The following is a 22,936-nucleotide window of genomic DNA, read 5'->3' as shown; positions in this document are numbered from 1 at the left end:
TCGTCCGTATCAGGTGCAGAGGGCGGCGAGTCGCGCGGCGACTTCGTCACGCTTCGGATTGTCGATCAGGCCCTCCCACGTCGGCGCGACGGCGCCACGCAGGCTCTCGACGCGCGCGGCGGCGCAGGGCTTGAGGTGCAGGGTCGAGGTGACGGCTTCCTCGACGATCGCGGGGCTGCAGGCGAGGATGAGGTCGCAGCCGGCATCGAGATGCGCCTGGATGCGCTCGGGGATGCTGCCCATCGATTCGGCCGCGGCCATGCCGATGTCGTCGCCGATGACGAGGCCGCCGAAGCCGAGCTGCCGGCGCAGGATGTCGGTGATCCAGGTGCGCGAGTAACCGGCCGCGAGCGCATCGACTTCGGGATAGGTCACGTGCGCGAGCATGACGGCCTCGGCCCCGCTCGCGAAGCCGTCGACGAACGGCACGAGGTCGCTCGTGCGCAGCTCGTCGAGCGTGCGCGGATCGTGGGCGACGTCGAAGTGCGTATCGGCGACGACCGAACCGTGTCCCGGGAAATGCTTGAGCGTGACCGCCATGCCGGCGAGATGCATGCCGCGTGCGTAGGCCTGCACGAGTTCGGAGACGATCGCCGGATCGGCGTGGAAGGCGCGCTCGCCGATGGCGAGGTTGCCGCGTGCGAGGTCGCTGACCGGCGCGAAGCTCAGGTCGATGTCGATCGCACGCATCTCGCTGGCCATGAGCCAGCCGTGGTCTTCGGCGAGCGCGATCGCGCGCTTCGGATCGGTCGCGTGCAGCGCACCGATGCGCGACAGCGCGGGCAGCCGCGTGAAGCCTTCGCGGAAGCGCTGCACCGGGCCGCCTTCCTGGTCGACGCAGATCAGGAACGGATCGTCGGGCCGCTCCATGCGGATGTCGTCGACGAGCTCGGTGATCTGGTCGCGGTTGGAGAAGTTGCGCGAGAACAGGATCACGCCGCTGACCTGCGGCGAGGACAGGTAGACGCGATCCTCGTCGCTGAGCGTACGTCCCGGGATACCGATGATCAGCATGCGTCGTGTGCCTCGCGTTCGCGTGCCCGCGGTGGGAACAGGGGGGATGCCATGAGCGCCGGATTGTAGTGGCCGGGCGTGACGCTGTGCATCCTACCGCCGATCAGCGCCGGAACAACGCGATCGACTCCACGTGCGCGGTGTGCGGGAACATGTCCATGACGCCGGCCTGCACGAGCTCGAAACCGTGCCGGTTGACCAGCGTACCCGCGTCGCGCGCGAGCGAGCCGGGATGGCAGGACACGTAGACGACGTGGTCGGTGCCCTTGCGCGGCAGGTACTCCAGCACGGCCGCGGCGCCCGAGCGCGGCGGGTCGAGCAGCAGCTTGGTCCAGGGTGCGCGCGCCCACGGCGTGCCCGACGCGTCGGCGGCAAGGTCGGCCGCATGGAACGTCGCATTGGTGATGCCGTTGCGCGTCGCGTTGGCGAGGGCGCGTGCGACCAGCGCGGCGTCACCCTCCACGCCGGTGACCTCGGCGACATGGCGCGCGATCGGCAGCGTGAAGTTGCCGAGGCCGCAGAACAGGTCGAGCACGCGGTCCTGCGCCGACAGTTCGAGCAGGTCGAGCGCGCGCGCGATCATGCGCTGGTTCATGCCCGCGTTGACCTGGATGAAGTCGAGCGGCTCGAAAGCGAGATCGACGTCGTGCGCGGGAATGCGGAACGACAACGGCGCCTGCTCGGGCCAGAGCGCGTGCACGCTGTCGGGACCTCCGGGTTGCAACAGGATCGCGAGGCCGGTCTCGCGACCGAATGCGGCCAGACGCTCGCGATCGGCGTCGCTGAGCGGTCGCAGATGGCGGAACACGAGCGCGATCGTGTCGTCGCCGGCGGCGATCTCGATCTGCGGGATCTGGTCGCGCACCACGAGCGACCCGACGAGCTCGGCGATCGCGGCAATGCGCAGGCCGACCTCGGGCAACAGCGTGTGGCATTCGGAAAGATCGGCGATGAACTTCGGCACGATCTCGCGGAAACCGACGACGGCCTTGTCCTTTTTCGCCACCCACTTCGCCGACAGGCGCCCCTTGCGGCGATAACCCCAGGGTGCGTCGGTCAGCGCGGGCAGCCAGGTGCGCGGCTCGACCTTGCCGATGCGCTCGAAATTCTCGGCCAGCACACGCTGCTTCGCGGCGATCTGCGCTTCGGCCGGCAGGTGCTGCAGCGCGCAGCCGCCGCAGGTACCGAAATGCGGACAACGCGGCTCGATGCGTTCGGGCGAGCGCGTGATGATCTCTTCCGCACGCCCCTCGTCGTAGGCGCGATGGCGTGCGGTGAGGCGCACGCGGACACGCTCGCCGGGCAGGCCGCCGGACACGAACAACGCCTTGCCGGCGACGTGGGCGACGCCACGGCCGTCATGCGAAAGGTCGGTGATGTCGGCGTCGAGGATCTGGATGGGCATGAGGCCGGGCGCTGGCTGGGCACGAGGGGGCCGCATGGTACCAGCATCGTCCGAAGCGCCTGCGTTGACGCCGGACCGCCTTGGCGCGATGCTCGCCCCGTCATCTCGTCGAAAGGATTCGGGTGATGCCCCGCGTGCTCGTCGCCGACGACAATCCGGTCGCCCTCGCCTTCTTCGGTGAGGCCTTCGCGCGGCTCGGCGTCGACTGCGTGGTCGCGTCCGACGGGGCCGAGGCCGTGGCGCGCGCGAACGAAGCGGCGTTCGACCTGTTGCTTGTCGACGTCAACATGCCGCTCCTCGACGGCGTCGCCACGCTCGCCGCGATCCGGTCGGGCGGGCCGTCGTGCGGCAGCCCTGCCCTCGCCACCACGGCCGGCGATCCTGACGGTCGCGCCGACCTGCTTGCGGCGGGGTTCGCCGGCGTGCTCCCCAAGCCGGTCTCGGTCACCGACCTGCGGCGTGCGATCGCGCGCCACCTGCCCGCCCGCATGCTCGACGACGCACGGGCGCTCGAAGCCAGCGCGGGCGACATCGGCATCGTCGCTGCGCTGCGCGGCCTGCTCGCTGCGGAGTTGTCGACGATCGACGAGACCGTCGAGGCGCACCTGCATGCCGGTCGCCGCGTCGACCTGCGCGACCTGCTGCATCGCCTCGAGGCGTCGGCGGGTTTCTGCGGCGCGGAAGCACTCGGCGCAGCCGTGGTGATGCTGCGAGAACGGCTCGACGGCCGCCAGGGCATCGGCGAGGCCGTCGCGCATTTCCGCGAGGCGTGCACGCGCACCCGCGAGGCCCTGGCGAAACCACTCGCCTTTTCAGCGGCGTGAGGTTTCCGGCGCGAGCCGCATCGACCAGGCCTTGAGTTCGCCGCCACCAAGCTGGTGGCGCACGAGCGACCGCATCAGGCGACGCAGGGCGGCGAGGTCGTCGCTGCCGGGGGCCTCGTCGCGTGCGAGTGCGAGCAGCGCCGCGCCACGCACGCGGACCGCGCCGGGCTGCTCGCGCCACGTCACCGGCCCGGCGTCGGGCACGTACGCGTAGACGACATCCTCCTCGAGGGGGTCACCGGTGTCGAAGGCGTGGTCGAGCACGAGTGCGTACCCGAGTCCGGCCAGCAGATCGCGTTCGAAGCGACGCAGGGTCCACGCCTCGCCTTCCGCGCCCGCGAGCCGACGCAGGCAGTCGTGGTAGTGCTCGAACAGGCCGGCGTGCGGATCCGCGCGCACGCTGAGGCGCAGCACGAGTTCGTTGAGGTAGATGGCCGAGAAAAGGCGCGAGCCCGCGAGCACGTAGGGCACCGCGGTCGCCTCCGCGGCGACCAGCGGAGCGAGGTCGCCTCCGCCGGTCCAGCCCAGTGCGAGCGGCTGCAGGGGTTGCAGCAGGCCGCGGGGAAGCCGCGAGCGTTCGCGGCGCACGCCGCGCGCGACGAGACCGATGCGGCCATGGTCGCGCGTGAGGCATTCGAGCAGCAGCGAGGTCTCGCGATACGGCCGCGCGTGCAGGATGAAGGCCGGCTGCGCGTCGACGCGCATGCGCGCCGCTTATTCGGTATAGCCGAACTGGCGCAGCGAGCTCTCGTCGTCGGACCAGTTCTCGCGCACCTTAACCCACAGCTCGAGGAACACGCGGCCACCGAACAGGTGCGCCATGCGCTTGCGCGCACCGGTGCCGATCGCCTTGAGCTGTTCGCCGCCGGCACCGATCACGATCGCCTTCTGGCCTTCGCGTTCGACCCAGATCGCCGCGGCGATGCGCGCAAGGTCGCCCTTCTGCTCGAAGTTCTCGATCTCGACGGTGGTCGCATAAGGGAGTTCGTCCGAAAGGCGCAGCATGAGCTGTTCGCGCACGATCTCGGCGGCAAGGAAACGCTCGCTGCGGTCGGTGAGTTCGTCGGGCTCGAACTGCGGCGGTGCTTCGGGCAGTCGGGCGACGACGTCGGCGACGAGCGCTTCGAGGCCATCGCCGTGGGTCGCGCGCAGGAAGTGCACCCCGTCGTACGGATGGCTTTCGGCGAGTTTGGCGACGAACGGCAGCAGCTCGCCCTTCTCCTTGACGCGATCGGTCTTGTTGATCGCGAGCAGGCGCGGCACCTTCTGGCGCGAGACGACCGACCAGACCTGCTCGTCCTCCTCGGTCCAGCGCGGCGCCGAGATGACGTGCACGATGACGTCGGCTTCGTCGGGTACCTGGCGCGCGACGCGGTTGAGCTGGCGGTTCATCGCACGCTTGCCGCCGAGATGCAGGCCCGGCGTATCGAGGAATGCGACCTGCGCACCGTCGAACGTCGCGATGCCGAGGATGCGATGGCGCGTCGTCTGCGGCTTCGGCGAGACGATGCTGAGCGGCGTACCGACGAGGCGGTTGAGCAGCGTCGACTTGCCGACGTTGGGACGACCGACGATCGCGACGTGCCCGAAGCGGTGGGGAGATGTGGGATCCGACATGGAAGGTACCGTGGAGGTGGTCAACGCGACGCGAGATGCTCGCGGACGCGCACGAGGGCGACTTCGGCAGCGGCCTGTTCGGCCGCACGCCGGCTCGGGCCATGGCCCGGTTCACGCAGGTCGAACGCTTCGATGACGCAGGCGACATCGAAGGTCTTGGCGTGGTCGTCACCGTTGCTGGCGACGAGTTCGTAGACGGGCAACGCGTGCCCGCGCGCCTGCAGCAGTTCCTGCAGCGTGGTCTTGGGATCCTTGGCCACTTTGCCTTCGGCTGCCGCGACACGCGTCTCGAAAAGGCGGCGCACGAGCGAACGGCACGGCTGCCAGCCCGCATCGAGGTAGACCGCCGCGATGAGCGCCTCGAGCGTATCGGCGAGGATCGACTCGCGCCGGAATCCCCCTGTCTTGAGTTCGCCGGGTCCGAGCACGATCGCATCGCCGATGGCCTCGTCGCGCGCCACCGATGCGAGGGCCGCACCGCTGACGAGGGAGGCCCGCAGGCGCGTCATCTCGCCCTCGCTGGCCTTGGGATACTGCTCGTAGACGAATTCGGCCACGATCAGGTTGACGAGCGCATCGCCGAGGAACTCGAGGCGCTCGTTGTTGCGCCGCCCGGCACTGCGATGCGTCAGCGCCTGCTCGAGCAGCGAGGCGTCGCCGAACGGGTGGCCGAGGAGCTGCGACTTAATACCCGGTACCTCCCGAAAGGCTCACGGACTTGTCGAACGTCGCGAGGATCTCGAGGTTATAGACGAACGGCACGCGGCGCTCGTAACGGATGCGCAGGGTGGACGCATTGTTCTGGCGCACCACCTGGATCGCCTGCGGCGGGATGGCTTCGTCACCGACGTACTGCGTGTTGAACTTGAGGCTCAGCGAACGCCGGATGTCCTCGGCGCTCTTGTTCTGCGCACCGGGCTCGGCACGCACCTGCTCCATCGCTTTCACGACGCCCATGTACTCGACGTAGAGCGGCACGAGCCGCATCGCGAGATACGCGAAGAAGCCCACGACCGAGAGCAGGATCAGGAATCCGATCAGCGTGATACCGCGAGAACGACGACGCATGCCCATTGCCTCCCCTCCGGTTAGCGGATGACGGTGCCGATGCGACCGAAGTCGACGCCGTCGTGCCAGTTCATCCATACCACGAAAGCCTTGCCGACGAGATTGTCCTGCGGCACGAAACCCCAGTAGCGGCTGTCCTCGCTGTTGTCGCGGTTGTCGCCGAGCACGAAGTAGCTCGCCTCGGGGACCGTCCACTCACCCTCGCGACCCGTACCGGGCATCGTCATCATACGATGTTCGTGAACGCCCAGTTTCTCGACCGAAACCTGCGCCGCGGAAAGGTCGCGGCCGGCCTCGGCGGGGCCGTTGTACGGACCCACGTAGGTGCGCCGCACCTCCTCGCCGTTCACGTAGATCGTCTTGTTGCGGTAGACGACCGTGTCACCGGGCAGGCCGACCACGCGCTTGATGTAATCCTGCTTGGGATTGTCCGGATAGCGGAACACCACGACATCGCCGCGCGCCGGCTCGCCGGTCTCGACGATGCGCGTGTTCAGGACCGGCAGGCGGATGCCGTAGGAGAACTTGCTGACGAGGATGAAGTCGCCGACCAGCAGCGTCGGAATCATCGAGCCGGACGGGATCTTGAACGGCTCGGCAATGAACGAGCGGATCACGAGGATCACGAACAGCACCGGGAAGAACGAGCGTGCGTAATCGGTGACGATCGGCTCGCGCATCGCATCGCGCATGCGCGCATCGCGCTCGGCGTCCGACAATGCCGCGATGCCCGCGATCGACGAGGCACGGCGGCGGCGCCCGGGGAACAGGAACAACCTGTCGAAGAGCCACAGCAGGCCCGAAAGCGCCGTCAGGACGACGAGCGCGAGTGCGAGATCGAAGTTGAGCAGCATGGCGGGAGTCGGGATCAGTGCACGGAGGTGCCGATGCGGCTGAAGTCCCCGAAGTTCATCCACACGACCATCGCGCGGCCGACGAGGTTGGACTCGGGCACGAAGCCCCAGAAGCGGCTGTCGAGGCTGCTGTCGCGGTTGTCGCCCATGACGAAGAAGCTGTCGGGCGGCACGGTCCAGCTGCCCTCGCCGCGCGACGGCTGCAGTGGCAGCACCATCATGCGATGGGTCGCTTCGCCGAGCGTCTCGTCGCTCACGCGCGCACCGGAGAGGTTCGTGTGCTCCTCGGACGGACCCGTGTAAGGCCCGACGTAGCGCTGCTCGACCGCCTGGTCGTTCACGTAGATCACCTTGTCGCGATAGGTGATGCGGTCTCCGGGCAGGCCGACGACGCGCTTGATGTAGTTCTGCTGCGGCACGGGCTCGATCGGCTGTCCGCAGGGATTCGCGCTGCGCACGGTGGCGCCGTCGCGCGTGCACGGGAATCCCGGGTAACGGAACACCATGACGTCGCCGCGCTGCGGCGAACCGATGTCGAAGAAGCGCGTGTTGAGCACCGGCACGCGCAGGCCGTAGGCGAACTTGTTGACGAGGATGAAGTCGCCGATCTTGAGCGTCGGGATCATCGAGCCCGACGGGATCTTGAACGGCTCGGCGATGAACGAGCGCAGCAGCAGGATCACGAACAGCACCGGGAAGAACGAGCGCGCGTATTCGGCGACCACCGGTTCGCGCAATGCATCCTGGATGCGCGCCTTGCGTTCGGCCTCGGACAGCGCGCCGATCTGCTCGATCTCGCGCGCCGCGCGCAGTCGACGTGGTGCGAAGGCAAGCCGGTCGATGGCGCAGATCACGCCGGCGAGCGCGGTCAGGCCGACGAGCAACAATGCAAAATCGAAATTCATCCTCGGATCCCCTGGAAGTCGGTCGGCAGATCGTTCGCCATCACTTGGAGTCGACCTGCAGCACGGCGAGGAACGCCTCCTGCGGGATGTCGACGCGACCGACCTGCTTCATGCGCTTCTTGCCTTCCTTCTGTTTCTCGAGCAGCTTGCGCTTGCGCGAAACATCGCCGCCATAGCACTTGGCGAGCACGTTCTTGCGCATCGCCTTGACGGTCGAGCGCGCGATGATCTGCGCGCCGATCGCGCCCTGGATCGCGACATCGAACTGCTGGCGCGGGATCAGGTCCTTCATGCGCTCGACGAGTTCGCGGCCACGGCGATCCGCGGCCGAGCGGTGCAGGATCAGGCTCAGCGCGTCGACGCGGTCGCCGTTGATGAGGATGTCCAGACGCACCAGCGGGCCGGCCTGGAAGCGGTCGAAGTGGTAGTCCATCGACGCGTAGCCGCGCGACACCGACTTGAGCTTGTCGAAGAAGTCGAGCACGACCTCGGCCAGCGGCAGCTCGTAGCTGATCTGCACCTGGCTCGCGAGGTAGTTGATCGAGCGCTGCACGCCGCGCTTTTCCTCGCACAGCTTGATCACGTTGCCGATGTGGTCGGGCGGCGTGAGGATGTTGGCGACGATGATCGGCTCGCGCGTCTCCTCGACGTACTGCGTCGCCGGCAGCTTGGCCGGATTGTCGAGCAGCATGATGCTGCCGTCGGTCTTGAGGATCTCGTAGACCACGGTCGGCGCGGTGGTGATGAGGTCCAGGTCGTACTCGCGCTCGAGGCGCTCCTGGATGATGTCCATGTGCAACAGGCCGAGGAAGCCGCAGCGAAAGCCGAAACCCATCGCCTCGGAGCTTTCGGGCTCGAAATTCAGCGCGGCGTCGTTGAGCTTGAGCTTCTCGAGCGCCTCGCGCAGCGCGGGGTAGTCCTCCGACGCGACCGGGAACAGGCCCGAGAACACGCGCGGCTGCACCTGCTGGAAGCCCGGCAGCGGCGCCGGCGCAGGGTCGTTGTTGAGGGTCAGCGTGTCGCCGACCGGCGCGCCGTTGACCTCCTTGATCGAGGCCGTGACCCAACCCACCTCGCCGCCCGCGAGCTTGTTCTTCACGAGGCGCTTGGGCGTGAACACGCCGACCTGGTCGACCTCGTGCCAGCGCCCCGTCGACATGACGAGGATCTTGTCCTTGGGCTTGATCTCGCCCTGCATGACGCGCACGAGCGAGACGACGCCGAGGTAGTTGTCGAACCACGAATCGATGATGAGCGCCTGCAGCTTGTCGGTGTCGCGCGGCTTCGGCGGCGGGATGCGCGCGACGATCGCCTCGAGCACCTCGGTCACGCCCTGCCCGGTCTTTGCGCTGATCGGCACCGCATCGGTCGCGTCGATGCCGATGACGGCCTCGATCTCGGCCTTGGAACGCTCGATGTCGGCGGTCGGCAGGTCGATCTTGTTGAGGATCGGCACGACCTCGAGACCTTGCTCGACGGCGGTATAGCAGTTGGCGACCGACTGCGCCTCGACGCCTTGAGCGGCGTCGACGACCAGCAGCGCGCCCTCGCACGCGGCGAGCGAACGGCTCACCTCGTAGGAGAAGTCGACGTGGCCGGGCGTGTCGATGAAATTGAGCTGGTAGGTCTTGCCGTCCCGCGCGGTATACGGCAGCGAGACGCTCTGTGCCTTGATCGTGATGCCGCGCTCGCGCTCGATGGGATTCGAGTCGAGCACCTGGGCCTCCATCTCGCGCTCCTGCAGGCCGCCACAGATCTGGATGATGCGGTCGGCGAGGGTCGACTTGCCGTGGTCGACGTGGGCGATGATCGAGAAATTGCGGATGTGGTCCATCGTGTGCGCTTGGGGCCGGCGGGCTGCAAAAGTCGCCGATTATCGCAGAATCCGGCGTGTTCCGCTGCACCGCGCCAATCCGCGGGCTGCGACGGGGACCGATGCGACGACGGGGCCGAATGGCCCCGTCGTCGTGACGCGGATCGAACGCCTGGAGGTCAGCGCTCGTCCTTCTTGGGCACGCTCAGTGCGATGAAGCTCGTCACGTCGTTGCGACGGACCAGCAGCATGACCGAATCGTCGGGCTTGAGGTCCTTGACCGCGGCGTTGAATGCGGCGGCGTTCTTCACCGACGTGCGGCCGACCATGAGGATGATGTCACCCGGCTGCAGCGCGGCGCGGCGCGCCGCCTCGCCAGCGATGCGGGCCACCACGACGCCCTCGTCCTTGAGGCCGAGCTGGGTGCGCTGTTCGGCGGTCAGGTCGTCGACGACGATGCCGAGCGGATTGGTCGCTGCCGGCTGTGCGGCCGCGTTGGCAGTCGGGCGCGAGGCGTCCTGCGGCAGTTCGGCCACGGTCACCGGCAGCGTCAGTTCCTTGCCGTCGCGGTAGACGCGCAGCTCGGCTCTGGTTCCCGGCGCGGTCAGGCCCACGAGGGGCGGCAGGTCGGACGAGCTGATGATCTCGACGCCGTTGAAGGCGAGGATGACGTCGCCGACCTTCACGCCTGCCTTCTCTGCCGCGCTGGCGGCCTCGATGCTGTTGACGAGCGCGCCGCCACTGCGCGGCAGGCCGAGCGCCTTGGCGTTCTCGCGGTCGACGTTCTGGATGCGCACGCCGATCATGCCGCGCGAGACGCGCCCCTTGGTCTTGAGCTGGTCGGCCGTGTTCATCGCGACACTGATCGGGATCGCGAACGACACACCCATGTAGCCGCCCGTGTTCGAGAAGATCTGCGAGTTGATGCCGACCACCTGGCCGTCGAGGTTGAACAGCGGGCCGCCCGAATTGCCGGGGTTGATCGGCACGTCGGTCTGGATGAACGGCACGTACTGCTGGCTGCTGTCGTAGCCGCGGCCGATCGCACTGACGATGCCGTGGGTCACCGAGTGGTCCATGCCGAACGGCGAACCGACGGCCACGACCCATTGGCCCGGCTTGAGCTTCGACGAGTCGCCGATGCTGACGGTGGGAAGACCGCTCGCCTCGATCTTGAGCAGCGCGACGTCGGTCTGCGGATCGGTACCGATGACCTTGGCGTCGAGCTCGCGACGATCCGACAGGCGTACCGTCACCTGATCGGCGTCGCCGACGACATGGTTGTTGGTGAGGATGTAACCATCCTGGGAAATGACGAAACCCGAGCCGGCCGAACGGCGCTCGCCGCCTTGCGGGCCGCGCGGAATCGGGCCGAAGAACCGGCGGAAGATTTCCGGTACCTCGGCGTCATCGGCATCGTCCGGCCCTTGCTGCTGGGCGCGCGCATTGCGCGACGTCGTGGCCTGCACGTTGACGACGGCCGGGCCGTTGCGTTCGACGAGCGAGACGAAATCGGGCAGGTCCGCCGCCACGGCGGGCGTTGCAACGGCCATCAGCGCCGCAGCCCAGGCCAAGGCCAGGGTGGCGCCGGCCCGGTGCATCGGTGACTTCATGGAGATTCTCCTGGTTCCAGCGTGGGTACCGCGATCCGGTCGGCCAGACGCCGGGTCTGCGGGAAAGGATGACGCGCGGTTGGATGCAGGCACCGCACCAAAGTTCCGTCGGCGCAGCCACCGCGGCGAGCGGTTCAGGACCCGTTTCGACGCGCGGCTCACGGCGTGCCGGGAGAGTCGGCCTTGCGTACCACCGACCGCGCCATCGTGCCCACCGTTTCGGCCGGCACGTCGCCGAGCACGGTGATCCGCCAGCCGTCCTGCACGCGCGAATCGATGTTCATCGTGCCATGGCCGGCGAGCGCTCCTGCGTCGTCGACACCCTCGCCCTTCGGCTCGACATAGATCGACACGCTGGCCAGTCCGTCCGAGTACACGAGATGTTCGGCGCCGTCGGGATCCTTGGGCGAGCGGCGTGCCGACACCAGCTCGAACCCGGTCGGCAGCTCCGCGACCGACCAGGTGGGATCGGTGCGGACGAGGACTTCCTGCGATGGAGCCGTCGTGACCTGCAGCTCGCGTCGGCTCGGCGCGAGATCGGTCTCGCTCGGCATGCTTCCGACCTCGAGCGACACGAACATGAACTGTTCGAGCGGGCGGCGATCCGCATCGGTCACGATCGATCGAAGCAGCAGGTGCGACTGCTGGTCGAGCCAGAGCCGGTACCCGTAACGCAGGCGGTCGCGAGCGACCACGTCGACGATGTCGGCGACGAACCCTGCGACACGATCGCTGCCTACGGTGCGCACGTCGTAATGCGTGGCCAGCGAGCGTCCGCCCGCATCGGGAATGAGCGGCAGCAGGCCGCGATTCGACAGGCGCGTGTAGACGGTCGCGGTACCGTCGGCCTGCACACAGGTGACGTTGAAGCCGTCACGGACGAGTTCGGTGCGAGGGCCGCTGAGACTCACGAGGCGCTCGCGTTCGCGAGGTCCGCCGGCGTGGAAGACGCGCAGCGTGTCGGTGCGGCCCGCATGCTGGTACGTGAACGAGCCCTGGTAGTCGAGGTTGCGCATGGCCTCGCCCATGCGAGCGAGCAACACCTCGCCGGAAGGACGCTCGTCGTCGGCGTGCGCCCATCCAGCCAGGAAGCACGCTGCGATCAGGCAGGTGATCCACGCAACGGCGTATCGCCCGCCCGTCGCTGCAGCAAGGGGAGTAGTGGCGCGGCGCGCTCCCGTCGCATCGTCCATGACGTTCGTGCTCAACGGCGCTGCTGACGCTCCGCCTCGGAAGGTGCGGCCTCGCGCGTCGAGATCTGCTGCGGCTGCCCCGGGACGATCAGAAGGACATAAGGCACCATGCCGGCCTGCCCCGCCGAACCGGCGGCGTCGTAATGACGGATGAGGTAGGACTGCAGGCGCGGGTCGATCGGCGCGGCGGCGCCGGAAGAAAAGCCTCCGCTCGTCGCGGACGCGGTCTGTGCGTCGAGTGCGGGCGACAGCAGCGGCGGCCTGAACTCGGCAGGCAGGCTCGGCGGGGGGGCGTTGGAGGCCGCGGGGACCTGGGCCGCGACGCTGGTGCCCTGCTGGCCGTTCACCGAGGGTGCCTGCCCTCCGGGACCCGTCGCGATCAAGGCAGCGACCGCGACCGAGGCGGCAATGGCGCCGCCGGAACCCCAGCGCAGCAGCGTCGCCGTACGGGAGCGGCCGGCCACGGGCACGGCTTCGGCCTCGATGGCAGCCATGATGGATGCCGCGAAGTCGGCCCGCAGCGGCAGGATCTCCTGGCGACGCAGCGCCTGGCGGGCGACGTGGTAGCCGGACCAGCGCGCAAGCAGGTCGCGGTCGCCTTCGACGCGGCGCAGCAGGAACATCGTCTCGTCGCGCTGCAGCTCGCCGTCCATGAGGGCGGACAACTGCTCCTGGATCTGCTGGCTCATGGGTCTAGTCCTCGGATTCCGACAACAACGGTCGCAGCTTCTCGTCGATGGCTTCACGCGCGCGGAAGATCCGCGAACGCACCGTGCCGATGGGGCAGTTCATCGCCTCGGCGATTTCCTCGTAGCTCAAGCCGTCGACCTCGCGCAGCGTGATCGCGGTCCTGAGCTCCTCGGGCAGGTCTTCGACCGTGGAGAAGACCGTTTGTTCAATTTCCTGGCGCAACAGCTCGCGCTCGGGCGTGGCCCGGTCGCGCAACTGGGCTGAGCCGTCGTAGAGCACGGCATCCTCGATCGCGATGTCGCCGATCGGCGGCCGGCGGCCCTTCGACACGAGATGGTTCTTCGCGGTGTTGATCGCGATCTTGTAGATCCACGTGTAGAACGCGCTGTCGCCACGGAATGCCGCGATCGCGCGGTACGCGCGGATGAACGACTCCTGCGCGACGTCCTGCGCCTCGCTCCAGTCCGAGACATAGCGCGTGATGACACTGACGATCTTGTGCTGGTACTTGCGCACCAGCAGGTCGAACGCCCGCTTGTCTCCCTTCTGGACACGCTCGACCAGTGCCTGGTCCAACTCGCTTTCGCCCATCAGGGCCTGTCTCCTTGGTGCCGGCACGTTCTGGGCGCATGTCCTGTGGGACCGCGCCGGCCGGAAAAAGTTTCGTGGATGTTAAAGGTCCGTCCGCCGGAACGTGCGCCGCTCAGGCGCCCTGCCCCGGAGCGACCACGCCCTGGAACAGGCGCTCGCGTTCGGCCAGGAGGTTCTCGAGGCTCGCACCCGGCAACGGGCGGCAGAACAGGTAGCCCTGCAGCACCTCGCAGCCGAGTGCGCGCAGGAAATCGAGGTGCGCCTCGATTTCCACACCCTCGGCGACGACGGCCCGGTTGAGATTGTGCGCCATTCCGATGGTCGCCTGCACGATGGCCTCGTCGTCGGGGTCGACGCCGATGTTGCGCACGAAGGCCTGGTCGATCTTGATGCGATCGGCCGGGAAGCGCTTGATGTAGTCGAGCGAGGACTGACCGGTGCCGAAATCGTCGATCGAGATCTGGCAGCCGAGCTCGCGCAGGGCCTGCAGCGTCTCGAGCAGGTTCGGGATGGATTTGACGCTGATGCTCTCGGTGACCTCGAGGTCGAGCAGATGCGCGGGCAGACCGGTTTCCTCGAGCACGTCGGCGACCAGCTGGACAAGGTTCGGCTGGCGCAGCTGCAGCGGCGAGAGGTTGACGCTGATGCGCAGCGGCAGCTGGAACTGGACCTGCCAGCGGCGCGCGTCGGCGCAGGCCGCGCGCAGGACCCATTCGCCGATGCCGATGATGAGCCCTGTTTCCTCGGCGAGCGGGATGAAGAATCCCGGGCTGATCATGCCGAGCTCGGGATGCTCCCAGCGGATCAGCGCCTCCATGCCGACGATGTCCTCGCTGACCGCGTCGACCTGCGGCTGGTAGTACACGCGCAACTCGCCGTTGCGCTCGGCCTGGCGCAGCTTGGCCTCGAGCGCGAGGCGCTGCTGATGCGATTCCTCGGGGACGGCGACGTAGGCCTGGTAGTTGTTGCGGCCCATGCCCTTGGCCGTGTACATCGCGACGTCGGCGTGCTTGAGCAGGCGCTCGGCGGTCGTCGCATCGTCGGGGTAGAAGCTCAGGCCGATGCTCGCGGTGATCTGCAGCTCGAGCCCGCCCGGCAGCGTCAGCGGCCCTTCCATGACGCGCACGATCTTGTCGGCGATGCGCAGCACGTCCTCGCGCTGGACGATGTGGCGCAGGATCATCGTGAACTCGTCGCCGGCGTAGCGCGCGACTGAGTCGGATGCACGCACGCTCGCGCGCAGGCGCCGCGCGACCGCGACGAGCACGTGGTCGCCGACGTTGTGGCCGAGCGAATCGTTGACGTTCTTGAAGCGGTCGAGGTCGACGAACAGCACGGCGAACATCTCGCCGGTGCGGTGCGCTTCCTGGATCGTCGACTCGAGGCGGTCATTGAACAGCAGGCGGTTCGGCAGGCCGGTGAGTGAATCCTGCAGGCCGCGCACCCTGCCCTGCTCGCGCGCACGGCGCAGCTCGAGATCGAGTGCGAGGCGATGCGCGACGATGCGCAGGCCGTCGAGCACCGGCCCGGGCGTCGGCATCGGTTCGCGGCGCGCGAGCAGCAGGCCACCGAGCCCGACGCGGCGCTCGTCCTGCAACGGCAGGCCAAGCACGCATTCGAAGCGACGTTCGCGCGTGAAGCCGTCCTCGGGGCTCAGGCGCCACGCATCGTTCAGTTGCACGACCTCATCGCCGTCGAGCACATGGCGCAGCGTCGACTGGCGCAGCGGGTCGGGACTGTCGTCGCTGGGGCTGAAGCGGTGGTAGACGACGAGCGGCTGGATCTCGCCCGCGAGATCGGGACGTGACGAGACGAGCGCGACGAAATCGAGTGCGAGCCAGTCCACGAGGCTGCGCACGATCGCATTGAGTCCCTCGTCCCCGCTGCCCGTTCCGACCATGCCCGACAGCACCGCGAGCATCTGCTGGTGACGCGCGAGCTCGCCGAGCTCGCGGAACGTGTAGAAGTGCACGAGCCGGCCGTCCTGGACGGCCAGTTGTACCTGCACGTCGACGGCGTAGGTGCCACCGTCCGAGCGCGGCTTCTGAGCGCGATAGGTCACGCTGCCCTCGCGGGCGAGCCTCTGGTTGAGCACACTGCGCTGCTCGGCGGGCAGCGCCGCGTCGTAACTGTCCAGGCGTGCCCCGAGCAGTTGCACGCGTGCGTACCCGCTGCGTTGCACGAAGGCGGCGTTGACGTCGATGAGGCGGCCGCTCTTGGGGTCGACGAGCGCGAGTTCGTCGACGCTGCCGTCGAAGGCGAACTGGTAGCGATCCTCGGTGCCTGTCGTGGCCGCCTGTCGCGGACTGCCGGGACGCTTGTCGAGCAACGCATGGATGCGCGCGAGCGCCTCGGCCGGATTGACCGGACTCGTGATCCACTCGACCACCCCGGACGGAAGCTGGTCGCCGCGCCAGGCCGGTTCGCCGGGAGAAGGCGCGAGGATGCCGATCACGGGCATGCGTTCGGAAGGTGCCAGCTCGTGCAGCTCGGCGCAGAACGCCACCGCGTCGGGCGCCGCGCCGATGAATTCGAGCACGACCAGGTCGATCTGCGGGTCCTGCTCGAGGAAGGCACGCGCCTGGCCGATGTCCTTGGCCGTATAGATCGCGTCGAACTCCTGCGCATCGAGGGCATCGAACAACGTGCGGCGATCGTCGCGATCGGTCGCGACGATGAGCACGGCCCCCTTGCCGGGATCGCTCGCCATCAGAACACCCAGCGACCGTCGCGAAGGCGCGGATGCGGCGTGTCGCCGGTCGCCCCACCGAAGCGTTCGACGAGGCCGTCGATCTCGTCGGGGATGTCGAGCGTGGTCGCGACGAACAGCAGCTTGCGTTCGTTGCCGGTGCGGATGCGCGCGATGCGCCGCAACAGCGAGGTCGCCGGGGGCCTCAGCTGGTCCTCGAAACCCGTGAACAGGTAGACGCCGAACTGCACGCTCTGCAGGACGAACCGAAGTGCGTCCGCGAGGCGCTTGGATCCCGGCACGTGCACATCGGCCTCGCGCAGCGAGGCGATGCCGGTGTCGGGCGTCCAGAGATAGATCGACTGGCCGGTGCGGACCGCGATCTGCTGGAACTGCGCGAGCGTGTCGGCGATGTTGCGCGATTCCAGGCCGATGAGGTTGCCCTCCGCGCGCAGCATCTGCTCGAAGAGTTTCGGCGTGACCAGCAGGTCTTTCGGTTCGCGCGACACGTCGCCCCTCCGGTCCCGCGGCGCGGGAACCGCCCAACGATATCCGTACGCAGCCGCATTGACCATCGCCGCGGCTTGCCCGGATCATAGCGTGATCCCAACCTTCAGGAGCCAGCCATGTTCGAGGGACTCCGCTTCCGGCACTGGCGCAGCGAGCGCGACGCCGACGGCATCGTCGTGCTGACGCTCGATCGCGAAGGCAGCTCGGTCAACACCTTCGCGCGCGCCGTCCTCGACGAACTCGCGGAGATCATCGAGCGGCTGTCGTTCGAGACGCCGCGTGGCCTCGTGATCCGCTCGGGCAAGGACGCGGGCTTCATCGCCGGCGCCGACATCCGCGAATTCGAGGGCTTCGGCCGCAAGGGCACCGTGCTCGACGCGATCACGCATGGCCAGAAGGTGCTGCAGTCGGTCGCGAAGCTGCGATGCCCGACCGTCGCGGCGATCCATGGCCACTGCATGGGCGGTGGTACCGAACTCGCCCTCGCCTGCCGCTACCGCGTCGCGAGCAACGCGCCTTCCACGCGCATCGGCCTTCCGGAGGTCAAGCTAGGCATCTTCCCGGGCTGGGGCGGCAGCGCCCGCCTGCCTTACCTGGTCGGCGCCCCCAAGGCGCTCGAATTCATGCTGAGCGGACGCACCGCCTCGGCCGAGAACGCGCGCGCGATGGGCCTCGTCGACGCCGTGACGACGCCCGAAGGGCTGGTCGAACGCGCCAAGGAGATCATCCGCCACCCGCCCGTGCGCCCGTTCGCCCAGCGCGCGACCGCGTGGGCGACCAACCTGTGGCCGGTACGCCAGGTGCTCGCTCCGATGGTGCGCAAGCAGACCGCCGCGAAGGCGCGGCCGGAGCACTACCCGGCCCCGTTCTCGCTGATCGAGACCTGGCGCCGTGGCGGCTCGCTGAGCCAGCGCCTGCGCAACGAGGCGCGCGCCGTCGCCAAGCTCGCGACCACGCCGACCGCGCGCAACCTGATCCGCGTGTTCTTCCTGCAGGAGCGCCTCAAGGGCCTCGGCAGCGGCATCGACCACGGCATCCGCAAGGTTCATGTCGTCGGCGCCGGCGTCATGGGTGGCGACATCGCGGCGTGGTCGGCACTGCGCGGCTTCGACGTCACCTTGCAGGACCGCGAGCTCAAGTACGTGCAGCCCGCGCTCGATCGCGCACGCGAACTGTTCACGAAGAAGCTCAAGACACCGCAGCGCGTCGACCCCGCGCTCGCGCGCCTCAAGGCCGACGTCGAGGGCCACGGCGTCGCCGAGGCCGACCTGCTCATAGAGGCGATCTTCGAGAACGCCGAGGCCAAGGAGGCGCTGTACCGCCAGGCCGAACCGTCGATGAAACCCGACGCGCTGCTTGCCTCGAACACCTCGAGCATCCCGCTCGACGAGCTGCGCGGTGCCGTGGCGAGTTCGGGCCGTTTCCTCGGCCTGCACTACTTCAATCCGGTCGCGCTGATGCCGCTCGTCGAGATCGTGCGCCACGACGGCCTCGATCCCGCGGTCGAGAAGCGCGCGCTCGCGTTCTGCAAGGCGCTCGACAAGCTGCCCGTGCCGGTCAAGGGCACGCCGGGCTTCCTCGTCAACCGCATCCTCATGCCGTACATGCTCGAGGCCGTGCGCCTCTATGGCGAAGGCGTGCCGGGCCCCGTGCTCGACAAGGCCGCCAAGAAGTTCGGCATGCCGATGGGCCCGATCGAGCTTGCCGACACCGTCGGCCTCGACGTCGCTGCTTCGGTCGGGCGCGAGCTAGGCCCGTTCCTCGGCCTCGAGATCCCGCCGGGCATGGAAGCGCTGCTCGCCTCGGGCAAGCGCGGCAAGAAGGACGGCGAAGGCTTCTACCGCTGGGAGAACGGCAAACCGGTCAAGCCCGAGGTCGATCCGCAGTACACCGCGCCGTCCGACATCGAGGACCGCATGATCCTGCCGATGCTCAACGAGTCGGTCGCCTGCCTGCACGACGGCGTCGTCGACGACGCCGAACTCTGCGATGCCGGCGTGATCTTCGGCACCGGCTTCGCACCGTTCCGCGGCGGCCCGATCCAGCACATCCGCGACACCGGCGTCGACCTGCTCAAGGCACGCCTCGAGTTGCTGGAAAAGCGCTACGGCGACCGCTTCACGCCGCGTCCGGGCTGGGACAGCGCCCTGCTGCGCCCGCAGGGCTGACGGAAGCGACGGGCAACGCGCGCCGGCTCAACCGCGGCGCGCGTTCTCGTAGACGCGAAGGTTCGCGACCGCCGCCGCGAGCAGCGGAACATCGACGTCGCCGGCTTGTGCCCGCGCGAGCATGTCGCCGAGCACGTGCTCGACCTCGGTGCGCGAGCCGCGCTCGAGGTCGCGCAGCATCGAGGCCTTGAGCGGCGAGGAAGGCGCGGTGAGGATGGCGCTTCCCTCTTCGAGCGCGCCGGCATCCTGGGCATGGCCGTGGCGGCTCGCGGTCTCGCAACACTCCTCGTAGAGCCGCAGCGTCAGCGCCGCGCCACCCGGCACGGCCTCGATCGCACCGATCGATCCGCGCAGCAGCGTCGTGATGCCGGCCAGCGTCGCGAGGAACGCGAACTTGCGCCACATCGAGGCGAGCACGTCGGGACTCTCGGCGACTTCGACCGGAACGCCGAGCAGCGCCCCGCGGATCGTCGCGGGCAACGGATGCGCGGCTGGATCGCGACTCCCGAACGTGAGGCGGTCGATCGCACCGGTCTGGCGGATCGCACCTTCGGCGTCGAGCGTCACCGAGATGTGGCAGAGGCCGCCGAGCACGCGCTCCGCGCCGAAGCGCGCATCGAGTGCCTCGAGATGGTGCAGGCCGTTGAGCAGAGGCAGCACGCGCGTCGACGGCCCGACTGCGGGCGCGATGGCGTCGATCGAGGCCTCGAGGTCGTAGGCCTTGCACGACAGCAGCACGAGGTCGAATGCGGCATCGTCCGGCACGCGCACGAGCGTGTTCACGGGCGCCGCGAACGTGCCGCCGGTGCGATGCACGCGCAGGCCATCGCGTGCGAGCGTCGCCGCGCGTGCCTCGCGCACGAGGAACGTCACGTCGAGGCCTGCGTCGAGGAAACGACTGCCGAAATACCCGCCGGTCGCACCGGCACCGAGGACCAGCGTGCGCATCACATCGTGTGGGTCGGGCGTTCCTGGCCGAGGATGCCGGCGAGGATGGTCTCGATCTTCGTGCGCGCGGCCTCGCCGTCGCTGGATTCGTTGAACTGCACGCCGATGCCGGCCGTGCGGTTGCCCTGCGCGCCCGGCGGCGTGATCCAGACGACCTTGCCGGCGACCGGCAGGCGGTCCTTCTCGTCCATCAGCGACAACAGGATGAACACCTCGTCGCCCGGGTTGTAGCGCTTGGTCGTCGGCACGAACAGGCCACCGCCCTTCACGAACGGCATGTAGGCGTTGTAGAGCGCACCCTTGTCCTTGATGGCGAGCGACAGGATGCCCTGGCGCGGCATGCCGCCGCCGGCAGGTGTGGACATGGGTCAGTTCCTCCTTGGCGCCTGCCACGCATGCAGCAGGTCGAGGACGACCAGCTCGCTGCGCACGGGTGTGTTGAGAAGCTCGCGGGCCTTGTTGGCCGCCGCAAACCACGTGGCTAGCTTCGGGATTTCGTCGGATGCGGTCAAGCCGAGCACACCGCGCTCGCCACGCGCGAGGCGCAGGCCTTCGTCACGCGCGAGCACCGCGGCATGCCAGAGGCGCTCGGCCGGACGGTCGGCGGTCCAGGCCTCGGCGACCGCGAGCGCGCTCGCGCGTGATCCGCGCAGGCTGGCGAGGTCCTTCGCACAGGCGGCCCGCAACGCGAGCGTGTCGTCGCCGCAGGCCTCGAGCGCGCGTCCGGGGTTGCCGAGCATCGCGTCGAGGGCCTCGTCGGCGCGCGCGGCGGCGACGCCTTGCGCGGCCAGCCACGCACGCGCCTCGGCACGCGGCGGCACGCCGACCTCGATGCGCTGGCAGCGGCTGCGGATCGTCGCCGGCAGGCGCGACAGGCGATCCGCGACGAGCACGATCACGGTCGACGCGGACGGCTCCTCGAGTGTCTTGAGCAAGCCGTTGGCGGCGCTCGCGTTCATCGCGTCGGCCGGATCGATAATGGCGACCTGCAGGCCGCCGAACTGGCTCGCGAGCGCAAGCCGCTGCGACAGCACGCGGATCTGTTCGATGACGATCTCGGTGCGTGGCTTGCCGTCGTCGCGCAGTTCGAAGGTGACGTGCGCGCGGTCGGGATGCGACCCCGCGGCGAGCAGCAGGCAGGCGCGGCAGTGGCCGCAGGCGTGGCCGTCGTCTTCGCGACGGTCGCACAGCGCTGCACGGACGAGCGCCTCGACGAGCACACGCTTGCCGAGTCCCGCGGGCCCCGCCACGAGCAGCGCATGCGGCAGGCGCCCGGCCTCGAGCCGCGCGGCCAGCGACGCCCATGCCGGCTGCAGCCAGGGCGCGAGCGTCATGCCCTGCCCTCCGCAGCGACGAACGCGTCGATCGCGGCGAGCGCATCGTCGCGCACGCTGGTGACGTCGCGGCTTGCGTCGATGACGCGGAAGCGCGCGGGATCGGCGGCCGCGCGCGCACGGTACGCCGCGCGCACGCGCTCGAAGAACGTCGCCTGCTCACCCTCGATGCGGTCCTGCGCGCCACGCTGCGCAGCGCGCGCGAGGCCTTGCTCCACGGGAAGGTCGAGCAGCAGGGTGAGATCGGGACGCAGACCGTCGGCGGCCCAGCGCTCGAGCTCGGCGATGCGCTCGCCGGGCTGGCCGCGGCCACCGCCCTGGTAGGCGTGGCTCGCGTCGGTGAAACGATCCGAGAGCACCCATCGCCCGGCCGCGAGCGCGGGACGGATGCGCTCGCGCACGAGTTGCGCGCGCGCCGCGAACATCAGCAGCAGCTCGCTCTCGGCGCAGACCGGACCGAGCGACGGATCGAGCACGAGCTGGCGCACGGCCTCGCCGAACGCGGTGCCGCCCGGCTCACGCGTCACCTCGAGCGTGATGCCGTGGGACTCGAGGCGCGCGCGCACGCTGTCGAGCACGGTGCTCTTGCCCGCACCCTCGCCGCCTTCGATCGTGACCAGGCGTCCGCTCATGGCGCGCGCAGCTGGCGCAGGTAGCGCGCGACGGCGCGATTGTGCTCGTCGAGCGTCGCGCTGAAGACGTGGCGACCGCTGCCGTCACCGACTGCGACGAAGTACAGCGCATTCCCGTCGGCCGGATGCAGCGCCGCCTCGAGCGCACGCAGACCCGGCATCGCGATCGGCGTCGGCGGCAGGCCGGCGCGCGTGTAGGTGTTGTACGGCGTGTCGGTGTCGAGGTCGCGGCGGCGAATGTTGCCGTCGTAGGCCTCGCCGAGCCCGTAGACGACGGTCGGGTCGGTCTGCAGGCGCATGCCGATGCGCAGGCGGCGCGCGAACACGCCCGAGATCTGCGGACGCTCGTCGGCGATGCCCGATTCCTTCTCGATGATCGAGGCCATGATGAGCGCTTCGTACGGCGTCTTGACCACGGCAGCGGCATCACGCGCGGGCCACAGGCGATCGAGCTCGCGGCGCATCGCGGTGTGCGCGCGACGCAGCACGTCGAAGTCGCTGTCGCCCTTCACCCACGAGTAGGTCTCGGGCAGGAACCAGCCCTCGGGATGGCCACCCTCGATCGACAGGCGCGCGACGATCGTGGCGTCGTCGAGGCCCGGCAAGGTCTGGGCGAGGCCGCTGTCGGCGGCGAGCGCGAGGCGCAGCTGGCGGAACGTCCAGCCGTCGACGATCGTGAAGCGGTGCTGCACGACACGGCCCGCCGCCATCGCGGTGAGCAGGTCGCGCGGTGTCATGCCGGGCGCGAGCGCGTACTCGCCGGCCTGCAGGCGCGAGGCCACGTCCATCTCGTGCGCGAGTACGCGCCAGAAGAACGGCGAACCGCGCGTGACGCCTTCGCGGCGCAGCTGGCGCACGATCGCCTTGAAACGCGTGCCGCGCTCGAAATCGATCGTGCGCGGCGCCTCGACGACGAGCGGTGCGTCGGCGAAACGCTTGAAATCCTGCCATGCGATGCCGGCGAGCACGGCGACGGCCACGGCGGCGAGCGCGACGAGGACGAGCAGCACGCGCAGGATGCCGCCGCGGGATCGGGGAAGAGGCTTGAAGGTCATGCGGTCACGCCGG

The 22,936-nt window shown here is 68.9% G+C and carries 22 protein-coding genes; 2 read left to right on the top strand and 20 right to left on the bottom strand.

Going from position 1 to position 22,936, the window contains the following annotated elements:
* Window positions 1-9: 9 nt before the first annotated feature.
* Window positions 10-1,014 (bottom strand): beta-N-acetylhexosaminidase, encoded by a 1,005-nt coding sequence (nagZ, locus tag ACQQ2N_RS17095; RefSeq protein WP_440222773.1) that lies wholly within the window; start codon window positions 1,012-1,014, stop codon window positions 10-12.
* A 103-nt stretch (window positions 1,015-1,117) separates the two neighbouring features.
* A complete protein-coding gene (gene rlmD, locus ACQQ2N_RS17090) occupies window positions 1,118-2,419 on the bottom strand; it encodes a 23S rRNA (uracil(1939)-C(5))-methyltransferase RlmD (protein WP_440222772.1) in 1,302 nt (433 codons plus the stop codon).
* Window positions 2,420-2,544: 125 nt separating this feature from the next.
* Here rlmD and ACQQ2N_RS17085 point away from each other — a divergent pair, with 125 nt between their 5' ends.
* Window positions 2,545-3,243 (top strand): response regulator, encoded by a 699-nt coding sequence (locus tag ACQQ2N_RS17085; protein WP_440222771.1) that lies wholly within the window; start codon window positions 2,545-2,547, stop codon window positions 3,241-3,243.
* On the opposite strand, the gene recO is transcribed toward ACQQ2N_RS17085, so the two are convergent.
* From recO to ACQQ2N_RS17020, 13 genes are all read right to left on the bottom strand, one after another.
* The gene (gene recO / locus ACQQ2N_RS17080) at window positions 3,232-3,948 is read right to left on the bottom strand and encodes a DNA repair protein RecO (RefSeq protein ID WP_440222770.1); all 717 of its coding nucleotides are present in this window, start codon (window positions 3,946-3,948) and stop codon (window positions 3,232-3,234) included. The genes ACQQ2N_RS17085 and recO overlap by 12 nt on opposite strands.
* A 9-nt stretch (window positions 3,949-3,957) precedes the next feature.
* Window positions 3,958-4,860, bottom strand: coding sequence for a GTPase Era (gene era / locus ACQQ2N_RS17075; protein ID WP_440222769.1), 903 nt, complete (start codon window positions 4,858-4,860; stop codon window positions 3,958-3,960).
* A 20-nt stretch (window positions 4,861-4,880) separates the two neighbouring features.
* A complete protein-coding gene (rnc, locus tag ACQQ2N_RS17070; protein WP_440225794.1) occupies window positions 4,881-5,549 on the bottom strand; it encodes a ribonuclease III in 669 nt (222 codons plus the stop codon).
* Window positions 5,545-5,928 (bottom strand): DUF4845 domain-containing protein, encoded by a 384-nt coding sequence (locus ACQQ2N_RS17065; RefSeq protein ID WP_440222768.1) that lies wholly within the window; start codon window positions 5,926-5,928, stop codon window positions 5,545-5,547. Before ACQQ2N_RS17065 ends, rnc begins: the two co-directional genes overlap by 5 nt.
* 20 nt (window positions 5,929-5,948) lie before the next feature.
* Window positions 5,949-6,782: a signal peptidase I gene (lepB, locus tag ACQQ2N_RS17060; RefSeq protein ID WP_440222767.1), complete on the bottom strand. Its 834-nt coding sequence runs from the start codon at window positions 6,780-6,782 to the stop codon at window positions 5,949-5,951.
* A gap of 14 nt (window positions 6,783-6,796) precedes the next feature.
* Window positions 6,797-7,687, bottom strand: a complete 891-nt coding sequence (gene lepB / locus ACQQ2N_RS17055) for a signal peptidase I (protein ID WP_440222766.1) — start codon at window positions 7,685-7,687, stop codon at window positions 6,797-6,799.
* A gap of 40 nt (window positions 7,688-7,727) precedes the next feature.
* Window positions 7,728-9,521: a translation elongation factor 4 gene (gene lepA / locus ACQQ2N_RS17050; protein ID WP_440222765.1), complete on the bottom strand. Its 1,794-nt coding sequence runs from the start codon at window positions 9,519-9,521 to the stop codon at window positions 7,728-7,730.
* A 158-nt stretch (window positions 9,522-9,679) separates the two neighbouring features.
* Window positions 9,680-11,113, bottom strand: coding sequence for a DegQ family serine endoprotease (locus ACQQ2N_RS17045; RefSeq protein ID WP_440222764.1), 1,434 nt, complete (start codon window positions 11,111-11,113; stop codon window positions 9,680-9,682).
* Window positions 11,114-11,271: 158 nt separating this feature from the next.
* Window positions 11,272-12,321, bottom strand: a complete 1,050-nt coding sequence (locus ACQQ2N_RS17040) for a MucB/RseB C-terminal domain-containing protein (RefSeq protein ID WP_440222763.1) — start codon at window positions 12,319-12,321, stop codon at window positions 11,272-11,274.
* On the bottom strand, window positions 12,318-12,995 hold the full coding sequence (locus ACQQ2N_RS17035; protein WP_440222762.1) for a sigma-E factor negative regulatory protein: 678 nt from the start codon (window positions 12,993-12,995) through the stop codon (window positions 12,318-12,320). The genes ACQQ2N_RS17040 and ACQQ2N_RS17035 overlap by 4 nt, the downstream gene beginning before the upstream one ends.
* A gap of 4 nt (window positions 12,996-12,999) precedes the next feature.
* Window positions 13,000-13,587, bottom strand: a complete 588-nt coding sequence (gene rpoE / locus ACQQ2N_RS17030; RefSeq protein ID WP_440225793.1) for an RNA polymerase sigma factor RpoE — start codon at window positions 13,585-13,587, stop codon at window positions 13,000-13,002.
* 112 nt (window positions 13,588-13,699) lie between these two features.
* On the bottom strand, window positions 13,700-16,297 hold the full coding sequence (locus ACQQ2N_RS17025; protein ID WP_440222761.1) for a two-component system response regulator: 2,598 nt from the start codon (window positions 16,295-16,297) through the stop codon (window positions 13,700-13,702).
* On the bottom strand, window positions 16,297-16,785 hold the full coding sequence (locus ACQQ2N_RS17020) for a hypothetical protein (RefSeq protein WP_440222760.1): 489 nt from the start codon (window positions 16,783-16,785) through the stop codon (window positions 16,297-16,299). The genes ACQQ2N_RS17025 and ACQQ2N_RS17020 overlap by 1 nt, the downstream gene beginning before the upstream one ends.
* A 117-nt stretch (window positions 16,786-16,902) precedes the next feature.
* Between ACQQ2N_RS17020 and ACQQ2N_RS17015 the strand changes: the two genes are divergently transcribed.
* Window positions 16,903-18,954: a 3-hydroxyacyl-CoA dehydrogenase NAD-binding domain-containing protein gene (locus ACQQ2N_RS17015; RefSeq protein ID WP_440222759.1), complete on the top strand. Its 2,052-nt coding sequence runs from the start codon at window positions 16,903-16,905 to the stop codon at window positions 18,952-18,954.
* Window positions 18,955-18,981: 27 nt separating this feature from the next.
* On the opposite strand, the gene ACQQ2N_RS17010 is transcribed toward ACQQ2N_RS17015, so the two are convergent.
* The 5 genes from ACQQ2N_RS17010 to mltG are packed head-to-tail and all read right to left on the bottom strand — an operon-like array spanning window position 18,982 to window position 22,923.
* Window positions 18,982-19,902, bottom strand: a complete 921-nt coding sequence (locus tag ACQQ2N_RS17010) for a ketopantoate reductase family protein (protein WP_440222758.1) — start codon at window positions 19,900-19,902, stop codon at window positions 18,982-18,984.
* Window positions 19,902-20,243, bottom strand: coding sequence for a PilZ domain-containing protein (locus tag ACQQ2N_RS17005; RefSeq protein ID WP_440225792.1), 342 nt, complete (start codon window positions 20,241-20,243; stop codon window positions 19,902-19,904). The genes ACQQ2N_RS17010 and ACQQ2N_RS17005 overlap by 1 nt, the downstream gene beginning before the upstream one ends.
* A gap of 27 nt (window positions 20,244-20,270) precedes the next feature.
* Complete coding sequence (holB, locus tag ACQQ2N_RS17000; protein ID WP_440222757.1) at window positions 20,271-21,236, bottom strand: DNA polymerase III subunit delta'; 966 nt, start codon at window positions 21,234-21,236, stop codon at window positions 20,271-20,273.
* On the bottom strand, window positions 21,233-21,868 hold the full coding sequence (gene tmk / locus ACQQ2N_RS16995; protein ID WP_440222756.1) for a dTMP kinase: 636 nt from the start codon (window positions 21,866-21,868) through the stop codon (window positions 21,233-21,235). Before tmk ends, holB begins: the two co-directional genes overlap by 4 nt.
* A complete protein-coding gene (mltG, locus tag ACQQ2N_RS16990) occupies window positions 21,865-22,923 on the bottom strand; it encodes an endolytic transglycosylase MltG (RefSeq protein WP_440222755.1) in 1,059 nt (352 codons plus the stop codon). Before mltG ends, tmk begins: the two co-directional genes overlap by 4 nt.
* Window positions 22,924-22,936 lie beyond the last annotated feature (13 nt).

Source organism: Dokdonella aquatica (genome assembly GCF_051987395.1).
Classification (GTDB): Bacteria; Pseudomonadota; Gammaproteobacteria; order Xanthomonadales; family Rhodanobacteraceae; genus Dokdonella.
Note: the sequence above shows the minus strand (reverse complement) of the source record. Positions and strands in the feature narration are given on the sequence as shown.

What these genes read in the sequence shown, in the direction of transcription:
- nagZ (WP_440222773.1), bottom strand. Translation starts at nt 1,014, where the DNA reads ATGCTGATCATCGGTATCCCGGGACGTACGCTCAGCGACGAGGATCGC.
- rlmD (WP_440222772.1), bottom strand. Translation starts at nt 2,419, where the DNA reads ATGCCCATCCAGATCCTCGACGCCGACATCACCGACCTTTCGCATGAC.
- ACQQ2N_RS17085 (WP_440222771.1), top strand. Translation starts at nt 2,545, where the DNA reads ATGCCCCGCGTGCTCGTCGCCGACGACAATCCGGTCGCCCTCGCCTTC.
- recO (WP_440222770.1), bottom strand. Translation starts at nt 3,948, where the DNA reads ATGCGCGTCGACGCGCAGCCGGCCTTCATCCTGCACGCGCGGCCGTAT.
- era (WP_440222769.1), bottom strand. Translation starts at nt 4,860, where the DNA reads ATGTCGGATCCCACATCTCCCCACCGCTTCGGGCACGTCGCGATCGTC.
- ACQQ2N_RS17065 (WP_440222768.1), bottom strand. Translation starts at nt 5,928, where the DNA reads ATGCGTCGTCGTTCTCGCGGTATCACGCTGATCGGATTCCTGATCCTG.
- lepB (WP_440222767.1), bottom strand. Translation starts at nt 6,782, where the DNA reads ATGCTGCTCAACTTCGATCTCGCACTCGCGCTCGTCGTCCTGACGGCG.
- lepB (WP_440222766.1), bottom strand. Translation starts at nt 7,687, where the DNA reads ATGAATTTCGATTTTGCATTGTTGCTCGTCGGCCTGACCGCGCTCGCC.
- lepA (WP_440222765.1), bottom strand. Translation starts at nt 9,521, where the DNA reads ATGGACCACATCCGCAATTTCTCGATCATCGCCCACGTCGACCACGGC.
- ACQQ2N_RS17045 (WP_440222764.1), bottom strand. Translation starts at nt 11,113, where the DNA reads ATGAAGTCACCGATGCACCGGGCCGGCGCCACCCTGGCCTTGGCCTGG.
- ACQQ2N_RS17035 (WP_440222762.1), bottom strand. Translation starts at nt 12,995, where the DNA reads ATGAGCCAGCAGATCCAGGAGCAGTTGTCCGCCCTCATGGACGGCGAG.
- rpoE (WP_440225793.1), bottom strand. Translation starts at nt 13,587, where the DNA reads ATGGGCGAAAGCGAGTTGGACCAGGCACTGGTCGAGCGTGTCCAGAAG.
- ACQQ2N_RS17025 (WP_440222761.1), bottom strand. Translation starts at nt 16,297, where the DNA reads ATGGCGAGCGATCCCGGCAAGGGGGCCGTGCTCATCGTCGCGACCGAT.
- ACQQ2N_RS17015 (WP_440222759.1), top strand. Translation starts at nt 16,903, where the DNA reads ATGTTCGAGGGACTCCGCTTCCGGCACTGGCGCAGCGAGCGCGACGCC.
- ACQQ2N_RS17010 (WP_440222758.1), bottom strand. Translation starts at nt 19,902, where the DNA reads ATGCGCACGCTGGTCCTCGGTGCCGGTGCGACCGGCGGGTATTTCGGC.
- ACQQ2N_RS17005 (WP_440225792.1), bottom strand. Translation starts at nt 20,243, where the DNA reads ATGCCGCGCCAGGGCATCCTGTCGCTCGCCATCAAGGACAAGGGTGCG.
- holB (WP_440222757.1), bottom strand. Translation starts at nt 21,236, where the DNA reads ATGACGCTCGCGCCCTGGCTGCAGCCGGCATGGGCGTCGCTGGCCGCG.
- tmk (WP_440222756.1), bottom strand. Translation starts at nt 21,868, where the DNA reads ATGAGCGGACGCCTGGTCACGATCGAAGGCGGCGAGGGTGCGGGCAAG.
- mltG (WP_440222755.1), bottom strand. Translation starts at nt 22,923, where the DNA reads ATGACCTTCAAGCCTCTTCCCCGATCCCGCGGCGGCATCCTGCGCGTG.